Source organism: Polyangium fumosum, assembly GCF_005144585.1.
Lineage (GTDB): Bacteria > Myxococcota_A > Polyangia > Polyangiales > Polyangiaceae > Polyangium > Polyangium fumosum.
The window spans coordinates 184,994-203,417 of the sequence record NZ_SSMQ01000005.1; the positions used below are offsets into that span (position 1 = coordinate 184,994).

The following is an 18,424-nucleotide window of genomic DNA, read 5'->3' on the forward strand; positions in this document are numbered from 1 at the left end:
CCTGTCCGCTATCCTGCGGGATGCTCTCGGAATTCGCGGCCACCGCCCCCATCATCGAAAGTTACTTCGGCGCATTCAAAGCAGTGCCTGACGCCCCGCGCGCCGTCTTCGCGAAATACGGGCTCGTCCGGGTGGGGCCGAGCGGCGAGATCGAGATCCTGCCGGCGAGCCCGCTCGACAAGCTCATTGCCGCACTGAACGAGCTGCTCACGCTCGTCGGCCCACAGAAAGCCTTCGAAATGGGCAGCCAAGTCGTCAACCACGCCTCCATTCCGCCCGGAGCGACCGACATCGCCACGGCGATGCAGATCTTCGACGCTGGATACCACCTCAATCACCTCGAAAACGGCGTGCCCATGTTCGACCCACAGACGGGCACGATGCGGGAGGGCATCGGCCATTACAAATGCGCATCCGTCTCCCGGCACCGCGCCGTCATGGAGGTGGATTCCCCCTACAACTGCGATCTCGATCGCGGAATCATGCAGGCTTGGGCGCGACGATTCGAACGCTCTGCGCTCGTCACGCACCTCGAGCCCTCGGTTTGTCGAAAGCTTCGCGGGTCGCGTTGCCGTTACGAGGTGAGCTGGAAGTAGAGAGCGGCACGGAGTCCCGGAAACCAGAAAGGAGCTTGCCCTTGTTTCGTTCTATCTTCACCACCATTCTTTTCCTCCTCGGCGCGGCAGCGTTCGGCGCTTGTGCCTCGAGCGGTGATCCCGACGCGAACAGCACCTCGTCGAGCAGCAGCACCTCCTCGGGCACGGGCGGCGCGGGCGGCACAAGCGGGTCAGGCGGCACGGGCGGCACGGGCGGCGCCGGTGGGTCTGGCGGCGCGGGCGCGCTTTTCAAGGCGCCAGCCTCGTACGTCGTCGGCGCGGACCTCTCTCCGCCCCTTTGGCTCGCCGGCGGTGACCTCGACGGAGACGGCGCGACGGACATCGTCACGGCCAACTCCCAGCAAGACAATACGTACACGATCCTCCGTGGCAAAGGCGACGGCACCTTTGGCCCGCCGGAGACGTTCCCCGTGGCCATGAACATGAACACGATTTTGCTCTTCTCCGTTGCCATCGGCGATCTCTCGGGGGACGGCAAAGCGGACATCGCGCTTTCGCACCTCGGTACGGTCTCCGTCCTCGTGAACCAGGGCGACGGCACGTTCCCGCCGCAGTCCATGAGCGCGAGTTACGAGGCCCTCGGCCAGGGAATGCACCTCGTCGTGCGGGACGTGAATGCGGACGGCCTCGAAGATTTGATCGTCCCCGGCCAGTCGGGCATCGGCGTGCACGTGCTCCTCGGCAAACCCGACGGGACGCTCGCGACTGCCATCACCTCCCCCGCCGGCACGGCGCCCATCAGCATCGCGACCGCCGATTTCGACGGCAATGGATCGCTCGACCTCGCCGTTGCCGCATATGACGACGTGAGAATCCTCCTCGGTCAGGGCGACGGCATGTTCGCCGCAGCGATCGGCTATCCCGCGGGGAAGCTCGCGCGCGCCGTGGCGACGGGCGACTTCAATGGCGACGGGCACATCGATCTCGTTGCGGCGAACGCGGAGAGCAACGACATGTCCGTGCTGCTCGGCAAAGGCGACGGCACCTTCCAGGCGGCCGTGCACCACCCCTCCGGCGGCGCGCCGATGGCCATCGGCGTCGCAGACTTCGACGGCGACGGGCACGCCGACGTGGCGGTCGAGAATTTCACGACCTCCGACCTGTCCCTTTTCCTCGGCAACGGCGACGGCACCTTCCAGCCCCTTCAAAAGCTCGCGCTCGGCCTATCCCCGAACGGCTTGATCATCGACGATTTCGACAAAAATGGCCGTCCCGACATCGCCGTCGCCAATCATCAGGATCGCGACGTGCTCGTGCTCCTCAACGCCGGCCCCTGATCGCCCGCGCAATCCCGCTCTGGAGCGTGCCCGCGGCCTGCGCTGCATGAACGAGCGCCTGTGCGATGTGCGTGTCGACGATACGGATGCCCGTGACATCCAGGATCGCGACCATGGCGTATTCCTCTTTCATGACATCTCCCCCGAGTCTTCGCCCCTCCTCGCTCTCATTGGGAGCGTAAAGGGCAACGCACGTTCAGGACGCGCACAGGCGACGCCTTCAATCCGTGAGACAACCAACCGATGAGCCGTCGGGACGGGGTGCGGATACTGTGGTGTCATCAGCGTGGGTACGTCGCACCTTTCCACGAGAACGAGCGAGCCTCCTGCGGCCGGCAGCGGCGGCGGCGTGGTCGTCCGGGCCCTCCCATTCGTGGGGGACGACGCCGTCCTGGTGACCGCCGTTCGTGCGGGCAACCGCGCGGCGATCGCGGCGCTTTACGATAGGTACGAGGCGCACGTCATGCGGACGCTCGTCCGCGTGCTCGGCGCCGATCGCGAGCTCGCCGATATCCATCACGACGTGTTCGTCCGCGCGCTCGGCTCGATCGACGAGCTGCGCGACCCGGGCGCCTTGCGCGCTTGGCTCACCTCGATCGCCATTTTCACCGCCCGAACCTGCATCTTGCGCCGCTCGCGCCGATTCTGGCTCCGGCTCTTGCCGTGGTACGAAGTCCCCGAGGTGGAGGCGCCTCTGCCGAACAGCGAGGTCACCGAAGCTCTTCGCGCCACGTACACGATCCTCGATGGTTTGCCCGTCGACGAGCGGATCGCCTTTGCGCTGCGATTCGTCGGGGGGATGGAGCTCACGGAGGTCGCAGAGGCGTGTGGCGTCTCGCTCGCGACCATCAAACGGCGGCTCTCGCGCGCCGAGGCCCATTTCACCGAGCAGGCGCGGGAGCACCCGGCCCTCTCGGACTGGCTCGAAGGGAGTGCACGATGGGGAGCTCCGAAGAAGCGCTGATCCGGCTCGGCCGCAGGATCGGCGCGGAGCAGGACGAGATCCTCCGCCGACGGGCGCCCGATCCCGAGGCGCGCGCGCGCCTCTTCACGGCCGACGCCGCGCGGCGGGCCCATCCTTCCCGGCAAACCCGGAAACGGTTTGTCGGGGCAGCGCTCGGTGTGGCAGCCGCGGCGTGCCTGCTCCTTTGTTTCGTCGTCGCGCAACGCCCGCTCACGTTTCACGTCGGCGCGGGCGAAGGGGCCTACGCGGGCAGGGCCGGGGCCTTCATCGCGACGCCGACGGGGCGCATGGTCCCGGTGGTCTTCTCGGACGGAACACGCCTCCGCATCCAGCCGGATTCGAGCGTCCGGATTGCGTCCGTGGATCGGGCGGGCGGGCGTGTCGTGCTCGAGAATGGCGCGCTCGAAGCCACCGTCGTGCACCACGAGGGCACCCGCTGGCTCGTCGACAGCGGCCCCTTCGAGATCCTGGTCACAGGCACGCGTTTTCATGTCGCCTGGGATCTCGCAGCCGAGCGGCTCACGCTGCACCTCGTCGAGGGCTCGGTCGTGGTCGCGGGTCCCATCCTCGGCGAAGGAATCGCCCTGCGCAGCGGCGATACGCTGGAGGTGAACCGCAAGGAGGGGCGGTTCGTGATTCACCGGGACAACCCGGAGACACGCGAGGCGCCGGACGTCCCCCAGAATGCAGCAGAGCCGCCGTCCCTGCCCGAGGACCCGCCCGAAAAAACCACCGATGCGCCGCCGCCGCCTGCGCCCCACGTCCCGCGCGCCGCGCCGCCGCGCAAGACAACCCTCCCACCCGCACCGCCGGGCCCCTCGTGGCGTGATCTCGCGGCCTCGGGCAAATACAAAGACGCCCTCGAAGCGGCGGACCGCGAGGGGCTCGGCGCCATTTACGAGGCAGGGAGCGCGGCCGATCTCCGCGACCTCGGCGACGCCGCGCGCCTGACCGGTGATACGGCGCGCGCCGTGGAAGCGTTCTCGGCGCTGCGACGGCGCTTCCCCGCCGACGAGCAAGCCGCCGAGGCAGCCTTCCTCCTGGGAATCATCGCCTTCGACAAACAGGGCGCGCACGCAGAGGCCGCGCGCTGGTTCGCGACCTACCTGCGCGAGCGCCCGCGCGGCAGGCTCGCCCGGGAGGCTGCGGGGCGGCTCCTCGAAGCGCGCCTGCGCTCTGGAGACAAACCCCTTGCCCGCGAGGCGGCGCGCGCGTATCTGCGCGATTTCCCGGGCGGCCCTCACACCGAGGTGGCTCGGGCGGCGGCGGAGGACGAATGAGGGCGGCATCGCTCTGCGCGTTCCTCGCCATGATCTCCTTCCCGCTCGCCGAGGCACGCGCGAGCGGCGAGCCACGGATCGTCCTCGTCGCACCCGCGAAGGACGAGGGGATCGCTGTGCGCATCCGGGCCGAGCTCGAGGCGCTCCATTTCGAGGTCCTCGACGCGGAGATGGAGGCGGGGCCGCCGGCGCGCGAGCCGCTGGAGGAAGCCGCGCGCAAAAACGACGCGGTCGCGGCCGTGCGGATTGTCCCGTCGAGCGCCGGCGTCGAGGTGTGGATCGTCGATCGAATGACCGGAAAGACCGTGCTCCGTGAGCTCGTCGCGGAGCACGAGCCTCCCCACGGCGGCAGCGCCACGATTGCGCTCCGGGTGATGGAGCTGCTCCGCGCGAGCCTCATGGAGCTCGACGCGCCGCGGCCGCCGCCCGGCGAGGTGGCCCCACCGCCGGTCATTCGGGAGCTCCTCGCCCCTCGCCCCGCCGAGGCGCCGCCCGCCGCCGCGCGCCCCGACAAACCGCCTCTCCTCACACTCGAGCTCGGACCTTCCATGCTGATGAGCCCAGGCGGCATCGGCCCCTCGGGGCTCCTACATACGTCCCTGCACATCTTGCGGGCGAGCGAGCGGATCGGGATGAGCGCCTTCGTGTCGATCCCGGTTGTCCCGGCGAACCTCCTCGGCCCCGAGGGCGTGGCGACCTCGCGGATCGGCCTGCTCGGCGTGGGGTTTCGGGGGGCCTTCGCGCCTCACGGCGCTGCGTGGAACGTGAACGTGGGCGCCGGGCTCTCGGCGGTCCTTCTCCATTTCGAAGGCCGCCCCGCGCGCTCGTATGCGGGGACGAGCGAGACGCTCTTCACCTTCGCGCCGTACCTTCGCGCAGGGCTCGGCTACGCGGTGACGCCGCACCTTCGAATCCGGGCGGACGTGCTCACCGGCGTGACGGTCCAGCGTCCGGTCGTCCAATTCGTCGGTCGCGTGGCTGCGACCTGGGGTTTGCCCTTTTTCTCCCCCTCCCTCGGCGCCGATCTCTCCTGGAATTGAAAGAAAATATTTGCGACGTGAGCCGTGTCGACGGGCTCTGGAGACTGTTCGGGGGAGAGGTGCTCATGTCGCTACGAAATGGTGTGCGAAGTGGTGCTTTCGTCGTTTCGATGGTCCTCGCGGGTCTGTTCTCCGCTGCGTCCGGGCTCCTGCCCGGCTGCAATGTGATCGTCGCGGAGCCCATCCAGACGTCGAGCGACGTGGGGAATCCATGTGTCCCCTTCGTCGAACTCGACGCGCGATTCGCCGGCTCGAAGGTCACGGAGCGCAGCATCGTGACGAATGATTTCCAGCAATGCGAGACGGGGATCTGCCTGATCAACAATTTCCAGGGCCGCACGAGCTGCCCGCTCGGGCAACCCGAGCCGACCCCGTGCACGGGCCCCCTGGACGCGAGCTGCGGCCCGGACCAATCGTGCGTCGAATCGGGCGTCGTCCCGATCCCTTGTGATCCCCAGGCGGCGGACGGGGGCGCCTCGCAATGCGCGAACTACGGCGGCGCATGCAACGCGGAGCGCAGGTCCTGCGCGTGCGCCGCGGACGACCATTGCCCCCAGGGCACGACGTGCGACGTAGGAACGAAGGAATGCAAGAAGTACGTCTGCCACGTGCCCGGGAGCTGCCAGAGCGAAGACGCGAGCGTGGCCGAAAATGAGGGCAAGAGCTGCTGCGTCCCCGGATCGGACGCGCCGGTCTCGAGAGCCGTCTGTGGCCAGTGCAGGCCACGCCCTCCGGAGAAAGCAGTGTATTGTTCCTGCCGCTGCGGACCCGCGGATGGCGCCCCCGACGAAGGGAACTATTGCAACTGCCCGGACGACTTCGAATGCAAGGAACTCGTCCCCTACGTCGGGCTCGGCGATACGGCGGGGAAGTATTGCATCAAAAAGGGGACGGCGTCGGACGGCACGTGCGGCGTCGTGGACGGGTATTTCGACCCCGCCGCGTGCAAGGGCGTCGGTTTTCCCTGAGCCTCGCGTCCCTTCATCCCCGCCCGCCGCGGCCGCGCGGATGCGCGCGATCGAACGGCACGCCGTGACGCCACGCCTCGCCCGGGGTATCCCCGCGGTCGCTGACCACGCCCGTCGCCGGCCTCTCGCCCTCGCGCCCGGTCTCTTGCACGTGTTCCTGCGCGAGGCGCTCGCTCTCGATGGTCTCGATGTCCTGCCGGACGCCCTGTTCCGCGGGCTCCTCGCCCTTCGGCTTGCTCGGTCCCTGATTCTGGTTTGCCATCGCGTTCACCCTCCCGGCGCGGATCTCGGGCCGCCCTGCGCCCGCGGCAAGTGAGAAGCCGCGGATCGTCACCCGCAGCCCGCGCGGCGCTTCCGCCTCAAAACGAAGCTCGAAGCCCGCGCGCCGACAAACCTCGCTCGTGATCGCGAGCCCGAGGCCTGAGCCACGCGGGTCGCGACGGCGCGCTTCGTCCGATCGAAACGTCCGCTCTCCGAGCCGCGGAATCTCCGAAGGCAGGACCCCGGGCCCGTCGTCGACGACCGTGAGGCCAAAGCGCGCGTCTGCCTCGATCCGCAACACGACCGCCACGTGCCCACCGCGCTCGCCATACGAGACCGCATTCTCCACCACATTGCCGAGGGCCTGCTCGCACGCCACGGGGTGACATCGGACGGGCACGGCCTCGTCCGGGACCGCATGCCCGAGGGCAATGCCGCGCCGGCGCGCGAGCGCCGAGAGACGGGCGACCACGCGCTCCACGGCGTCCACGAGATCCACCCCTTCCTCGCTCGCCACGGGATCGAATCCTTGCTCGAGCTCGGCCGCGAGCCGCAGATTGCTGACGAGCCCCGCGAGGTACACGCAATCGCGCAGCGCCCCCGCGAACACCTCGCCCTGCGCGCTCTCCGTCGCTTCATCGGCCGCTCGCTCGACGGCGAGCTGGAGCGAAGCGAGCGGCGTCCGCAGATCGTGCGCGACGTCCGACAGGTGCCGCTCGAGGTCCTGCCGTCGCTGCAAGAGCCTCGCGGCGTCGTCACGAATGCGCGCATGGGCTCGATCGAGCGCGGCGGCCACGCGATCGAGCTCGTCGTCCCCTGCGCGCCGCGCCGGCTCGTATCCGCACGGATCCCCGACACGCGTGGCCGCGCCATACAGGCGACGCACCCGCGACGACAGGGGCCGTACGACCAGGAAAAACCCGAGCGCCGCCGCGGCCGCGGTGGCGCCGAGCACCCCGACGATGCCGGCGAGGAGCACGCGCGGCTCGGGTGGACGCGCGGGCCATACGGCTTGCAGCACCGCGCACGGGCCCTCGTTTGCCGCGCGAAACTGCGCGAGCCCGCCGCCTCCGGTCCACGGGGCCACGAGCTCCCCTTCGACGGTCCCGGGAACCGGGCCGAGGCGCGCATGGAGCGCTCGATCCAGCGGCGGAGCGTCGGGATTCTCCGAGGTGAGCGTCCGGGCATCATAGGCGTAAATCCGCGGTCCGTCCGGCAGCCCCGCCGACCATTCTTCCGGCCGCTCCTCGCAGCGCACCTTGCGCCGAGCCGAGGAGCGTTCGAGCCATTGGCGCATCACGTCGGCCGCCATGCGCTGCGTCGCATACCGTGCCGCCAAGGCCGCGCTGATCAGGCCCACGCCGCCGCTCAGGATCGACACGATCAGGATCCGCATCGAGAGATTGCGCAGAAGCTTCATCCCTCACCCTCCGGCGGCTCGAATCGATACCCGATCCCCCACACGGTCACGATCGCCGCGGCCGCGCCCTCGCCGAGCTTCTTGCGGATCCGCGCGACGTGCGAGTCGATCGTGCGCGCGTCGCAAGGTTCGAGCGAGGACGACGCCCCCTCGGCGAGCTGCTCGCGCGGAATGGCCCGGCCCGGACGCTCGACCAGGTACGCGAGCACGTCGAGCTCGGCGCGCGTGAGCGGCAGCGCCGCCTCGCCTTGCCGCGCCACACGGGCGTCGAGGTCCACCGTCACGCCGGAAAACCGTACACGCCGTCGCGGCGCCGCCGCGCGCAAGCCGAGGTGCAGGCGGATCCGCGCCACGAGCTCCTCCAGGAAAAACGGCTTCGGCACGTAATCGATCGCCCCGAGGTCGAACGATCGCAGCCGATCGGGCAGATCCGTGCGCGCCGTCAAAACGATCACGGGGATTCGCCGCCTTCGATCGAGATCCGCCAGGATTTCGAGGCCGGATCGTTCGGGCAACATGAGGTCGAGCACCACGAGATCAAAAGCGCCTCGGAGCGCCGATTCGAGCCCGGCGCGACCGTTCGTCGCGAGCTCCACCCAAAACCCCGCGGCCACGAGCCCGCGCACGAGCCCGGCGGCGACGCCGGGGTCATCCTCGACCACGAGCACGCGCGTCGTCATGCCCGAGGGGTATCACCCGCCGCGCGCGCCTGGGAGACAATCTCGCTCGCCTCCACGACCCGTCAACATCTCGCAGGCACGATGGCCGGCATGGATCGATATCACGGCACACGCGCGGCGCTGCTCGCCCTGATGAGCGCGGGGGCGGTCGGCTGCTCGAACGCGGATGGTCAAAGCTCCTCCTCATCGCCCGGCGCTCCTCCGACCTATTACCGAGACGTCAAACCCGTCCTCGACGCGAAATGCGCGGGGTGTCACACCGCAGGCGGGATCGGGCCCTTCGCCCTCACGACGGTGGAGGACGTGGTCTTGCGCAAGGACGCGATCGTGGCTGCGGTGCAAAGCCGGCGCATGCCTCCCTGGCCCCCCTCGCCGGAGTGCGCCGAGATTGCGCACGACCCCTCGCTCACCGAGCCGCAAATCGACACCCTCGCGCGCTGGGCGAACGCGGGTGCGCCGCTCGGGGATCCGGCGGATTTCGTCGCGCTCCCGGGGGATCCGGGCACGCTCTCCCGCACGGACCTCGACCTCCCGATGCCCGAGCCCTACACGCCCACGAAGGGGCCCGACGATTATCGTTGCTTCTTGATCGACTGGCCGTACGACACGACGAAGTTCGTCACGGGCCTCGGGATCACGCCGGGCAACGATTCCATCGTCCACCACGTGGTCGTGTTTTACGCGAAGCCGAACGCGGTCTCCACGTACGAGGCCTACGACGCGGCGGAGCCGGGCCCCGGGTATACCTGCTTCGGCGGGCCGAAAGGGGACGACAAGGCCATCGAGGGGCCCTCGGGATACGGGATCCTCGGCGGTTGGGCGCCGGGCTCCTTCGGGCGGGACGCCCCCGCGGGGACGGGCATCGAGGTCCCGCCCGGGACCAAGATCATCCTCCAGCTCCATTACAACACCGCCCACGGCACGCCGGAGCCGGATCGAACCACGGTCGCCGTACGGATCGACGATACCGTGGAAAAACCCGCCTTCTCGATGCCCTGGCTCAACCCCGCGTGGCGCAATCCGGGCGGGATGGTGATTCCAGCCGGCGATTCCGACGTCGTGCACACGTTCGAGCAGGACGCGGCCACGGCCGTCTCGATCTTCACGAAGGGCGCGCTGCCCGCGGACCAGCCTTTTACGTTGCACACCGTCGGTCTGCACCAGCACCTGCGCGGAAAGAGCATCTCGACGTCCCACACTCCATCCGGGGGCACGGAAGCTTGCCTCGTCGACATCCCGAAATGGGATTTTCACTGGCAATCGCCGTACACCTTGCTCGAACCGCGCCGGATCATGCCCGGCGACAAGCTCAGGATCGAGTGCCACTGGGACAACTCGGCGGCGAACCAGCCGCTCGTGAACGGCGTCAAGATGCCCCCCGAGGACCTTCAATGGGGCGAGGGGACAAACGACGAGATGTGCCTCGGCTGGTTCTACGTGACGCCGTGATCAGCGCGGCGCCCGGCGCGCTCCTCGGAGCCGCGGCACGATGTCCGCGAGCCGATGCCCGAGCGCCACCGCCGCCGGATCCCGGAACCGGACGTGAAAATGCGTCGCGTGCCCCCAGGCGTGGCGAATCAGCGTGTCCCTCTTCGTGGGGCTCGGAAAAACGTCCTCGGCCGGGCGCTCGCCCTCAGGCAGGGACGCAACGTGCGCTTGCAAGAGCCGCTGCACCGAGACGTCGATGAAGATCATCTCGACGTTGCCTCCCTCGATCAACGACCGCACGAGCGCCCACGTGCGCGCCGCGTCGAGGTTCTGCGCCGTGGCGCGCTGGTACCAGGTCGCCTGCGTTTTGTAATAATATCCAATATCGGCGTCGAGGCCGGATTGATGGCTCCGGTGGGGCTTCAGCCAGCCGCCGCGCTCGCGGGCGATGTCGCCGACATAAAGCGAGGGTGAGCCCGGAAAACACCGCCGCACCTCCCGCACCGCGCGCTCGATCGAGCGAATGACGAGCTCCGTGCCCCATCCATAACCGCCCGCGCGCAGGATGCCCTCGGAGTCCTTGAGCTCCACGCCGCCGAACAGCGACCCCCGCGTGGGCGAACCCAGCGACGCCGAACCAAGCGCCTCGGGCTTCTCCTTGGCGAGGCGAAACAGCTCCGCTGCGGGCGGCGGCTCGGACACGCGCACCTCGATCGCAGGCTCCGGCGCACAACGCGCGGGCACGTCCGGCGCCTCCGCCGGGGCCACCGCCGCAGGCACGTCGTTCGGCGGTGCAGGCGCGAGCACAGACGCGACCCCCGGCAGCGCTCCCAAGCGAAGCGCGGACGTCACCGGCGCGGCGGGCGCCCCGTCGTTCGCGCGCGAAGGCGCCCCGCGCTGCGCGGCGGCGACCACGATCGACGCCGCAGCGAAGATCACGATCGCGGAGCCCAGGGCGCGCGGAGGCACGGACCTCACCCCTCCATTCTACGCCGAAAACGCCCGCAGGCAGCCCACTTCGTGGCGCGCCGATGTTGTGAGCCCCAACGGATCTTCCCATCGCGTCCGCCAGACCCAGGCGTCGTCGCAGACAAACGCCGCGCTCGCCCCGCCTTCCGCCTTCCCTCCCTCGGCTGAATGGTGTAACCGGCAGTACGTGGATTTGCGTCCGGGTGACCGTGTCGATCGCTACACGCTGATCCGGCCCCTTGGGGAAGGTGGACAGGGGGCGGTGTGGCAGGTGGTCGATCCCCTGGACGAAGGGGCCACGCGAGCCTTGAAGCTCGTTCACCTCTCGGAGGCGGGGCAGGCGGCGTTCGCGCGCGCCCGACGCGAGGCGAAGATCCTCGCGGCGCTCGATCACCCGGGGCTCTGCGCGTGCCACGCGTTGTTCGAGGATCTCGACAAGGGCCTCGTCGGGGTCGTGCTCGACCTCGTTCAGGGCTCGACGCTCGACGCAGCGATGCACGATCGGCGGATGTCCAAAGGGCATCGGTTCGCTGCGCTCGTGCAGGTGGTCGACGTGCTCGCGTACGTGCACGCGGCCGGACTCGCGCACCGCGATCTGAAGCCGGCGAACGTGCTCGTGACGGACGCGTTCTGGGAGACCCCGCACCAGCCCGGAGCGGTGAAGGTCATCGATTTCGGGATCGCCGTTCCGATCGGCAATCCGCAGCGCTTGACGGCGGTCGGCGGCGTGATCGGGACCGTGCGGTATCTCGCGCCCGAGCTGTTCCGCCCGCGCCCGAGCCGACGCGCAGCAGCCGAGGAGAGCTGCGCGCGCGACATGTTCGCGTTCGGCGTCATCGCGTGGGAGCTGCTCTGGGGCACGCACCCCGCAGGCCTCGGCCCTTCGGCCTCGTTCGAGGCCATGGCGCAGAGGTACGCGGACATCGAGGCGGGGCGGAGGCCCTGGCCGAGCCCGAGTTTGTCCGGGCCGTGGGGCACGGCCATCGCGGCGTGCCTCTCGCTCGGGCCGGAGGATCGCCCGGAGCACGGCGCCGCGCTCGCGTCGGTGCTGAAGACGGGCGCGCCTCCGCCGAGCCGGCGCGCGCCGTCCGGCGCCCTTCCCTCACGCACCGAGCCCCACGCGCCGGCCCCGGCACCGTTCGTCCCGCGCACGGAGCCCATGGCCCCGGCCGCGAGGACGGCTCCGATGCCCGCGCCGCGGCATTCGTCGGCCCGCGTGCGTCGGGACGAACCCTCGGGGCGCGGGGCGCGGGGCGCGATGTACGCGCTGGCAGGAGCAATCGCGCTCCTCGCGGGGGCCATTTACCTGAAGCCGCCCGAGAAATTCGCTGCGGACGACGTGCCGCTGCTGTCGCTGCCGACGCCGAACCCCAGCGGGACGGCGCTCGTGCCGTCGTCGTCGCCCCCGAACACCGTCGAGCAAGACCGCGCCGGCGTCTGCTGCGGCGGACTCGCTTGCAACACCACGAAGCAGGACACGCGCGGGACGTGGTGCGAGAAAAAACCCGAGCAATGCGCCAAATGCAGCTCGGGCCGGCCCTATGTCCCCGGACGCTGCGCAGAGATGTTGCCTCTCGATCGGCCGTTCCTGCTGCGGCTTGCCCATCTCAACGGCGGACAGGCGGACCTCTCGGTCTGCTTCCGCCGCGCGGACGATCCCCGAAGCGAAGAGCAATGTATCGCCGCCGCTCAAGGCGCAGACGCTTCGCGAAACGGGACGATCGCACGGGAACGACGTCTCTCCGTGACGGCCGGCCAGCTCTCGCACAAGCCGGGCCTGGAGATCACGATCAAGGATTCGCGCGGCGAGACGGTCGCCCACGGGAACCACATCTTTCACCCGAAAGGACTCCTGACCTCCGCGCTGTGTGTCGGGACGGAGTTCCGGATTGGCGACAGGCAGATCCCCGTCGCGTTTTACCTCGACGATCCATCGCCATGAGCCAGACCACCACGGAAGAGCATCGACCGCCGGCGCGGGACGACGGTCCGAGCGGTGAGCCCATCCTGCTCGCCGCGTTCCCCACGCCCGCCGCCTTTCCGCTGCCGGGCCCGAGTGAACCTTTGGGCCGCGCCTTCCTCGCCGAGCGCGGCGTGATCGACGGGGAGGTCTCGAGCAAGCACCTTCGATTCTCGCGGCCCGGAGGACGCATTCACGTCGAGGACCTCGGCTCCCGCAATGGGACGTTCATCGGCGGCCACGCGCTTCGCCCACGAGAGGCCGTGCCGCTCGAGGACGGCGCCGTCGTGCGGATCGGCCGCACGATCCTCGTCTTCCGGGAACGATTCGAAGGTCCGCTTGCCCCGGAGACGCCGCTCGGGACGCTCGTCGGGCCCTTCGGATTGCAAAACATCCGCAGAGACCTCGCGCGGCTCACCCATCGGCCCGTGCCCAACGTGCTCATCCTGGGCGAGACGGGGACGGGCAAGGAGCTGCTGGCCGAGCAGGTCACGCGCGCGCTCGGCCGCGCGGGCAAACCCTTCGCCGCCGTGAACGTCGCCGCCATGCCGGCCACGGTCTTCGAGGCGCACCTGTTTGGCTGGAAAAAGGGCTCGTTCTCGGGCAGCGCGGACGGCGGCGAGGGCATCCTGCGCGCCCACGCGCGCGGCACGGTGTTTCTGGACGAGCTCGGCGAGCTCGCGCCCGAATTGCAGCCAAAGATGCTTCGCCTCCTGGAGAACCGGGAGGTCTTGCCCGTCGGCGAGAGCAGGCCAGTCAAGGTGGACGTCCACCTCGTCGCCGCGACGAACCGCGACATCGAGGACATGATCGACGCCGGGACCTTCCGGCGGGACCTGTACGCGAGGTTTCTGGCGCGCATCGAAATCCCACCGCTCCGCGAGCGACCTGAAGACCTGTTTGCCATTGTGGAACATCTTTTTCAAAGGCGCGGGGTGACGCTCGACCCGCGACGGGTGGAGGTGGAAGCGCTGGAGCGGTTGATGCTCGCGCCCTTCCGCGCCAATGTGCGCGACCTCGACCTCCTCGTGACCTACATGGAGCCGAGCGGCGGGCTCACCCTGCGCGCCGTCTCCGAATTCCTGGGCGTAGCGGCGGGGGACGTCGGCGCGCGACCGCTCTCACGCGACCTCGTCAATCGTGTGCTCGCCGAGTGCAAAGGAAACAAGTCCGAAGCAGCGCGGAGGCTCGGGGTGGACCGGGCGAGGCTCTTGCGGCTCCTGCGCAAAATCGCCGAAGAGGGATGACGCCTCAAAAGGCATAATCTCCCCCGCGCCCCTGGAACCGGACGAGCGAAAAACGAACGCTGTCCCAGGCCGCGTCCAGGCCGACGTCCAGGATCGGGCGGCCGTAATGGTGCACGCTGTCCATGTCATCGAAGAAACGGCCGGCGGGATCCACCATGGCATAACTGCCGAGGATGTCCTCGTGGTCCTCGGGCACGAGGGCGACGCCGCGCGCCTGCACGCGCTCGTGCCGCGCGACGAACGCACCAAAGGCCTCCGCGGTGCACAGAAGCGGCTCGACGCGCCCAGAGTTCTGGCCGTCGATCGGCAGCACGCGCAAGACCTTCCATCGCTCCGGGCGGAGGGCGAGGATCAAATCGGACATGTCCTCGTCGGCCTGAAGCGCCGTGACCACGGTGTTCACCTTGATACGCATGCCCAGCGCGCGGGCCTGCTCGGTCATCTCGATGTACCTCGTGGTGGGAATGGCGCTGCCCCGCACGGCGCGCCCGAGGGCCACGTGTGTCTCCTCGGACACGCTGTCGATGCTCAACGTGAGCCAATCGAGCCGCCCCTGGAGCGACGCGAGGACCTCGTTCTTCAGGCGGGTGCCGTTCGTGACGAGCATGGTCACGGCCCCGCGCTCCTTCGCGACCTCGATGAGCTCCGGGAGCCAAGGGCAAAGCGTTGGCTCGCCCCCGGCAAACGTGATCTTGCGGAATCGTTCTGCGAGGAGCTCCACGACGCGGATGGACGCGGCGCGAGGCAAATGGCCGCGGGGCAGATCCGTCGCTGCGATGTCGTCGAAGGTCGCAAAACAATGACGGCACCGCATGTTGCACGGCTTCCACAGGTGGTAGTTGACGGACGGGGGCATGGGTCGAGGCATGGCACCGGGTGTGCGGGGGCAAGGACGCACGCAGGCCCGGAGGAGCGAAGGTCATGCCATCCCCAAAACGCTTGTTTTTCCGAGCGTTCTCGCTTGGGCCGGGTGGTCGCGATCAGGAGGGCAGGCGCGCCTGACCGATCGCGATCACCACGCGCCTCGACCGCGCCGCCCGCGCCCCGTCAAGCGGCGGCGTGCGCCTCGCGCTCGAGCCCCTCGACGAGTTTGTCGAGGACGACCTTCGTCCCGTGCTCGCGCCCCTCCGGCGCGTCGTGTCCGTCGAGGAACGCGCCCTGCTCGGTGAAAACCAGCCGCGTCCCTTTGCCCTCGGCCTTGAGCTCGATCGTCACGAGCGACACCGAGATCCGCGTCTCGTCGCGGTGCATGTCGTACGTGTAGACGATTCGCTGGTTCGGAACGATGTCCTGAAAACGCGTCTCATTCATGTAGATCGGGCCGCCTTTCGGGCCGCCTCGATACATCTCGTGGCCTCCGACGCGGAAATCCAGCTCGTGGGTTGCGCCCTCGTGGCAGCCGAACCACTTGCGCTTCTGTTCCGCCGTCGACCAGGCGGCGAACACCCGCGCCGGCGAGACCTGGAAAAACCGCTCGATAACAAACGTCGTATGCGTGACAGATCGTTCGGTCATGATTCATTCCTTCGATTCGGGTTCGTCAGGATGCTCGGCGAGGTAATCGCCGAGGCGGTCGAAGCATCGCTCCCAGCTCGCGCGTCGCTCGGCGATCCATTGCTCGGCCGCCCGCAGCGCCGCGGGTTCGAGCCGACACGTGCGAACCCGCCCGGCCTTCTCCGAGCGCACGAGGCCGCTCGTCTCCAGCACTTGCAGGTGCTGCATCACGGCCGGAAGCGACATGGACAGCGGACCGGCGAGCTCACTCACCGAGGCCGGTCCGCGGCTCAAGCGCTCGATCATGACCCGACGGGTCGGGTCCGCGAGCGCCTGAAACATACGATCGAGGGACGCGCTTTGGTTAAGCACGTGCCTAAGTATCGACTTCGGACCGGGGTTGTCAAGAAATAGTTTGGCAAACGTTGAAGTGTTGTACCCGACGAAAGAAAATGTTGGAGGTGTGTCGATCTGGCCTGCCCTGGTTCGTCGTGACCATGAAGCCCGGTCGGGGAGCCCCGTCCGACCCAGCCACGAAACAAGGAGACAAACCATGCGATTCATGATCTGCGCCGCCCCCGACCCGAACGCCCCGAAGACCGAGGGAGCCCCGCCGAGCGACGAGCTCATCGCCGCCTACATGAAGTTCAACGAAGACATGACGAAGGCCGGCGTGCTCGTCGCGTCCGAGGGCTTGAACCCGGCCCAGGAAGGCGCGCGCGTGGCGAACAAGGGCGGCAAACGCGTCGTGCTCGACGGTCCGTTCGTGGAGTCGAAGGAGCTCGTCGGCGGGTTTTACCTGATCGACGTGAACAGCCGCGAGGAGGCGATCGAATGGGCCCTGCGCTGCCCCACGGGGATCGGCCACGACGACATCCTCACCATTTTGCCCATGACGGGCGCGGAGGACATTCCGCCGGAGATGATGGCCATCGTCGAGAAGGCCGCCCCGACGTGGCTGCGGACGTTCTGGAAAAAAAAGTAGAGGGGCTTGTCGATCCGAACGACGCTCGTTCGACGTATCGCTGAAGGCAAGAAGGAGAAACGACGATGAAGTTCATGATTCTGGTCAAGGCCACCAAGGACAGCGAGACCGGCGTTCTTCCCAGCGAGGAGATGCTCGCCGCGATGGGGAAGTACAACGAGGAGCTCGTGAAGGCCGGCGTGATGCTCGCGGGCGAGGGGCTGCACCCGAGCTCGAAGGGCGCGCGCGTCCGGTTCTCGGGGAACAACAGGACCGTGATCGACGGGCCCTTCGCCGAGACCAAGGAGCTGCTCGCGGGCTTCTGGCTTTGGCAGGTGCGATCGAAGGAAGAGGCCATCGAGTGGGTCAAGCGCATGCCGAACCCCATGCTCGAGGAGAGCGAGGTCGAGATCCGGCAGGTGTTCGCCACGGAGGACTTCGCGCCGAGTGATCCCACGGGCGAGCTCCGAGCGGCGGAGGAGCGCCTGCGCGCCCAGGTCGAAGGGAAGAAGTAACGGGACAAACCCTTGCGCGGGCGGAAGAAGATGCTCTGATCGGGGGCCGTGACGGCCTCCGCTACGCACCGAGCGATCGACGCAGTCTTCCGGATCGACTCGGCCAAGCTCATCGCAGGGCTCGCGCGCATCGTGCGCGACGTCGGCCTCGCCGAGGAGCTCGCACAAGACGCGCTCGTCGCCGCGCTGGAGCGGTGGCCAGAAGCGGGCATCCCGGAGAACCCGGGCGCCTGGCTCATGGCCACCGCGAAGCACCGCGCGATCGATCTCGTGCGGCGGAGCAAGAGGATCGAGCGCAAGCACGAGGAGATCGGCCACGCGATCGAGGCCGATCGACACGCGGCCGTGCCCGACCTCGAAGCCGCGATCGACGAGGACGTGGGCGACGATCTCTTGCGCCTCGTGTTCACGGCCTGTCACCCGGTGCTGTCGACCGAGGCGCGTGTCGCGCTCACGCTCCGCTTGCTCGGCGGATTGACGACCGAGGAGATCGCGCGCGCGTTCCTGGTGCCGGAGCCGACCGTGGCGCAGCGGATCGTGCGCGCCAAACGCACCCTCGCCGAAGCGAAGGTGCCGTTCGAAGTCCCGCGCGGCGAGGCGCTCGGCGCCCGTTTGTCGTCGGTGCTCCAGGTGATTTACCTGGTCTTCAACGAGGGGTATTCGGCGACGGCCGGGGACGACTGGATGCGGCCGGCGCTCTGCGAGGACGCGCTGCGCCTCGGCCGCATCCTGGCCGAGCTGCTGCCGAAGGAGCCGGAGGTCCACGGGCTCGTCGCGCTCATGGAGATCCAGGCCTCGCGCGCGCGGGCGAGGGTCGGTCCGAAGGGCGAGCCGATCCTGCTGCTCGATCAGAACCGCGCGCGCTGGGACCACCTCTTGATCCGTCGGGGTCTCACGGCCCTCGCGCGCGCCGAGGCGCTCGGAGGCGCGCTGGGGCCGTACACGCTGCAAGCCGCGATCGCTGCCTGCCATGCGCGCGCGCGGACGGCGGAGGAGACGGACTGGAAGCGCATCGCGGCGCTGTACACGGCGCTCGCCGATCTCACGAACTCGCCCGTGGTCGACCTGAACCGCGCCGTCGCGTTCTCCATGGCGTTCGGCCCGGCCGCGGGGCTCGTGCTCGTGGACGCGCTGGTCTCGGAGCCCTCGCTCGCGAGCTACCACCTCTTGCCGAGCGTCCGCGGCGACCTGCTCGCCAAGCTCGGCCGCGACGCCGAGGCGCGCGTGGAGTTCGAGCGCGCCGCGTCCCTCACGCGCAACACGCGCGAGCGCGCGCTCCTGCTCGAACGCGCTGCCACCTGCAAGGGCGCGTCGGTTCGTACGGATTGACCCTGGAGATC

General features: G+C 68.9%; 19 protein-coding genes. 12 read left to right on the forward strand and 7 right to left on the reverse strand.

From position 1 onward, the window contains the following. Positions 1 to 20 precede the first annotated feature (20 nt). Together E8A74_RS07060 and E8A74_RS07065 are read left to right on the forward strand one after the other, a co-directional pair. On the forward strand, positions 21 to 596 hold the full coding sequence (locus tag E8A74_RS07060) for a hypothetical protein (RefSeq protein ID WP_136928154.1): 576 nt from the start codon (positions 21 to 23) through the stop codon (positions 594 to 596). Positions 597 to 637: 41 nt separating this feature from the next. Further along, positions 638 to 1,894 carry an FG-GAP repeat domain-containing protein gene (locus E8A74_RS07065; protein ID WP_136928155.1) on the forward strand — a complete coding sequence of 419 codons (1,257 nt, stop codon included), beginning with the start codon at positions 638 to 640 and terminating at the stop codon, positions 1,892 to 1,894. Here the strand turns inward: E8A74_RS07065 and E8A74_RS51955 are convergent. Continuing rightward, positions 1,878 to 2,027, reverse strand: a complete 150-nt coding sequence (locus E8A74_RS51955; RefSeq protein WP_170228919.1) for an STAS domain-containing protein — start codon at positions 2,025 to 2,027, stop codon at positions 1,878 to 1,880. The two genes, E8A74_RS07065 and E8A74_RS51955, sit on opposite strands and share 17 nt — an antisense overlap. 153 nt (positions 2,028 to 2,180) lie before the next feature. On the opposite strand from E8A74_RS51955, the gene E8A74_RS07070 reads away from it, so the two are divergent. Genes E8A74_RS07070 through E8A74_RS07085 form a run of 4 tightly spaced genes read left to right on the forward strand, consistent with a single transcriptional unit; the run spans position 2,181 to position 6,146 of the window. After that, complete coding sequence (locus E8A74_RS07070) at positions 2,181 to 2,858, forward strand: RNA polymerase sigma factor (protein ID WP_232379417.1); 678 nt, start codon at positions 2,181 to 2,183, stop codon at positions 2,856 to 2,858. Then, on the forward strand, positions 2,834 to 4,138 hold the full coding sequence (locus tag E8A74_RS07075; protein WP_136928156.1) for a FecR domain-containing protein: 1,305 nt from the start codon (positions 2,834 to 2,836) through the stop codon (positions 4,136 to 4,138). Before E8A74_RS07070 ends, E8A74_RS07075 begins: the two co-directional genes overlap by 25 nt. After that, positions 4,135 to 5,178 (forward strand): hypothetical protein, encoded by a 1,044-nt coding sequence (locus E8A74_RS07080; protein WP_136928157.1) that lies wholly within the window; start codon positions 4,135 to 4,137, stop codon positions 5,176 to 5,178. The genes E8A74_RS07075 and E8A74_RS07080 overlap by 4 nt, the downstream gene beginning before the upstream one ends. Positions 5,179 to 5,195: 17 nt before the next feature. Further along, on the forward strand, positions 5,196 to 6,146 hold the full coding sequence (locus E8A74_RS07085; RefSeq protein ID WP_136928158.1) for a hypothetical protein: 951 nt from the start codon (positions 5,196 to 5,198) through the stop codon (positions 6,144 to 6,146). A gap of 13 nt (positions 6,147 to 6,159) precedes the next feature. Here E8A74_RS07085 and E8A74_RS07090 read toward each other — a convergent pair whose 3' ends face one another. Continuing rightward, complete coding sequence (locus E8A74_RS07090; protein WP_136928159.1) at positions 6,160 to 7,827, reverse strand: sensor histidine kinase; 1,668 nt, start codon at positions 7,825 to 7,827, stop codon at positions 6,160 to 6,162. After that, on the reverse strand, positions 7,824 to 8,507 hold the full coding sequence (locus E8A74_RS07095; RefSeq protein ID WP_136928160.1) for a response regulator transcription factor: 684 nt from the start codon (positions 8,505 to 8,507) through the stop codon (positions 7,824 to 7,826). The genes E8A74_RS07090 and E8A74_RS07095 overlap by 4 nt, the downstream gene beginning before the upstream one ends. Before the next feature lie 90 nt (positions 8,508 to 8,597). On the opposite strand from E8A74_RS07095, the gene E8A74_RS07100 reads away from it, so the two are divergent. Next, positions 8,598 to 9,956 carry a monooxygenase gene (locus E8A74_RS07100; protein WP_170228920.1) on the forward strand — a complete coding sequence of 453 codons (1,359 nt, stop codon included), beginning with the start codon at positions 8,598 to 8,600 and terminating at the stop codon, positions 9,954 to 9,956. Here the strand turns inward: E8A74_RS07100 and E8A74_RS07105 are convergent, their stop codons facing one another. After that, the gene (locus tag E8A74_RS07105) at positions 9,957 to 10,913 is read right to left on the reverse strand and encodes a penicillin-insensitive murein endopeptidase (RefSeq protein WP_136928162.1); all 957 of its coding nucleotides are present in this window, start codon (positions 10,911 to 10,913) and stop codon (positions 9,957 to 9,959) included. It lies immediately after the preceding gene. A 178-nt stretch (positions 10,914 to 11,091) separates the two neighbouring features. Here E8A74_RS07105 and E8A74_RS07110 point away from each other — a divergent pair, with 178 nt between their 5' ends. Both E8A74_RS07110 and E8A74_RS07115 read left to right on the forward strand, forming a co-directional pair. Continuing rightward, positions 11,092 to 12,846, forward strand: a complete 1,755-nt coding sequence (locus E8A74_RS07110; RefSeq protein WP_170228921.1) for a serine/threonine-protein kinase — start codon at positions 11,092 to 11,094, stop codon at positions 12,844 to 12,846. Then, positions 12,843 to 14,111 (forward strand): sigma 54-interacting transcriptional regulator, encoded by a 1,269-nt coding sequence (locus E8A74_RS07115; protein ID WP_170228922.1) that lies wholly within the window; start codon positions 12,843 to 12,845, stop codon positions 14,109 to 14,111. Before E8A74_RS07110 ends, E8A74_RS07115 begins: the two co-directional genes overlap by 4 nt. 4 nt (positions 14,112 to 14,115) lie before the next feature. On the opposite strand, the gene E8A74_RS07120 is transcribed toward E8A74_RS07115, so the two are convergent. The 3 genes from E8A74_RS07120 to E8A74_RS07130 form a co-directional block, all read right to left on the reverse strand. After that, entirely contained in the window at positions 14,116 to 14,967 is an 852-nt protein-coding gene (locus E8A74_RS07120; protein ID WP_211365307.1) for a viperin family antiviral radical SAM protein, read from the reverse strand. Between the two features lie 191 nt (positions 14,968 to 15,158). Continuing rightward, entirely contained in the window at positions 15,159 to 15,626 is a 468-nt protein-coding gene (locus tag E8A74_RS07125; RefSeq protein WP_136928164.1) for an SRPBCC family protein, read from the reverse strand. A 3-nt stretch (positions 15,627 to 15,629) separates the two neighbouring features. Then, entirely contained in the window at positions 15,630 to 15,977 is a 348-nt protein-coding gene (locus tag E8A74_RS07130) for an ArsR/SmtB family transcription factor (protein ID WP_136928165.1), read from the reverse strand. Positions 15,978 to 16,158: 181 nt separating this feature from the next. On the opposite strand from E8A74_RS07130, the gene E8A74_RS07135 reads away from it, so the two are divergent. From E8A74_RS07135 to E8A74_RS07145, 3 genes are all read left to right on the forward strand, one after another. Continuing rightward, positions 16,159 to 16,590: a YciI family protein gene (locus E8A74_RS07135; RefSeq protein ID WP_136928166.1), complete on the forward strand. Its 432-nt coding sequence runs from the start codon at positions 16,159 to 16,161 to the stop codon at positions 16,588 to 16,590. 65 nt (positions 16,591 to 16,655) lie between these two features. Next, a complete protein-coding gene (locus tag E8A74_RS07140; RefSeq protein ID WP_136928167.1) occupies positions 16,656 to 17,084 on the forward strand; it encodes a YciI family protein in 429 nt (142 codons plus the stop codon). A gap of 48 nt (positions 17,085 to 17,132) precedes the next feature. Then, positions 17,133 to 18,413, forward strand: a complete 1,281-nt coding sequence (locus E8A74_RS07145; protein ID WP_136928168.1) for an RNA polymerase sigma factor — start codon at positions 17,133 to 17,135, stop codon at positions 18,411 to 18,413. Positions 18,414 to 18,424 lie beyond the last annotated feature (11 nt).

Bases quoted from the DNA above. Each gene is read 5' to 3' on its own strand.
- E8A74_RS07090 (WP_136928159.1), bottom strand. From the start codon at position 7,827: ATGAAGCTTCTGCGCAATCTCTCGATGCGGATCCTGATCGTGTCGATC.
- E8A74_RS07060 (WP_136928154.1), top strand. From the start codon at position 21: ATGCTCTCGGAATTCGCGGCCACCGCCCCCATCATCGAAAGTTACTTC.
- E8A74_RS07080 (WP_136928157.1), top strand. From the start codon at position 4,135: ATGAGGGCGGCATCGCTCTGCGCGTTCCTCGCCATGATCTCCTTCCCG.
- E8A74_RS07135 (WP_136928166.1), top strand. From the start codon at position 16,159: ATGCGATTCATGATCTGCGCCGCCCCCGACCCGAACGCCCCGAAGACC.
- E8A74_RS07120 (WP_211365307.1), bottom strand. From the start codon at position 14,967: ATGCCCCCGTCCGTCAACTACCACCTGTGGAAGCCGTGCAACATGCGG.
- E8A74_RS07100 (WP_170228920.1), top strand. From the start codon at position 8,598: ATGGATCGATATCACGGCACACGCGCGGCGCTGCTCGCCCTGATGAGC.
- E8A74_RS07125 (WP_136928164.1), bottom strand. From the start codon at position 15,626: ATGACCGAACGATCTGTCACGCATACGACGTTTGTTATCGAGCGGTTT.
- E8A74_RS07075 (WP_136928156.1), top strand. From the start codon at position 2,834: ATGGGGAGCTCCGAAGAAGCGCTGATCCGGCTCGGCCGCAGGATCGGC.
- E8A74_RS51955 (WP_170228919.1), bottom strand. From the start codon at position 2,027: ATGAAAGAGGAATACGCCATGGTCGCGATCCTGGATGTCACGGGCATC.
- E8A74_RS07115 (WP_170228922.1), top strand. From the start codon at position 12,843: ATGAGCCAGACCACCACGGAAGAGCATCGACCGCCGGCGCGGGACGAC.
- E8A74_RS07140 (WP_136928167.1), top strand. From the start codon at position 16,656: ATGAAGTTCATGATTCTGGTCAAGGCCACCAAGGACAGCGAGACCGGC.
- E8A74_RS07095 (WP_136928160.1), bottom strand. From the start codon at position 8,507: ATGACGACGCGCGTGCTCGTGGTCGAGGATGACCCCGGCGTCGCCGCC.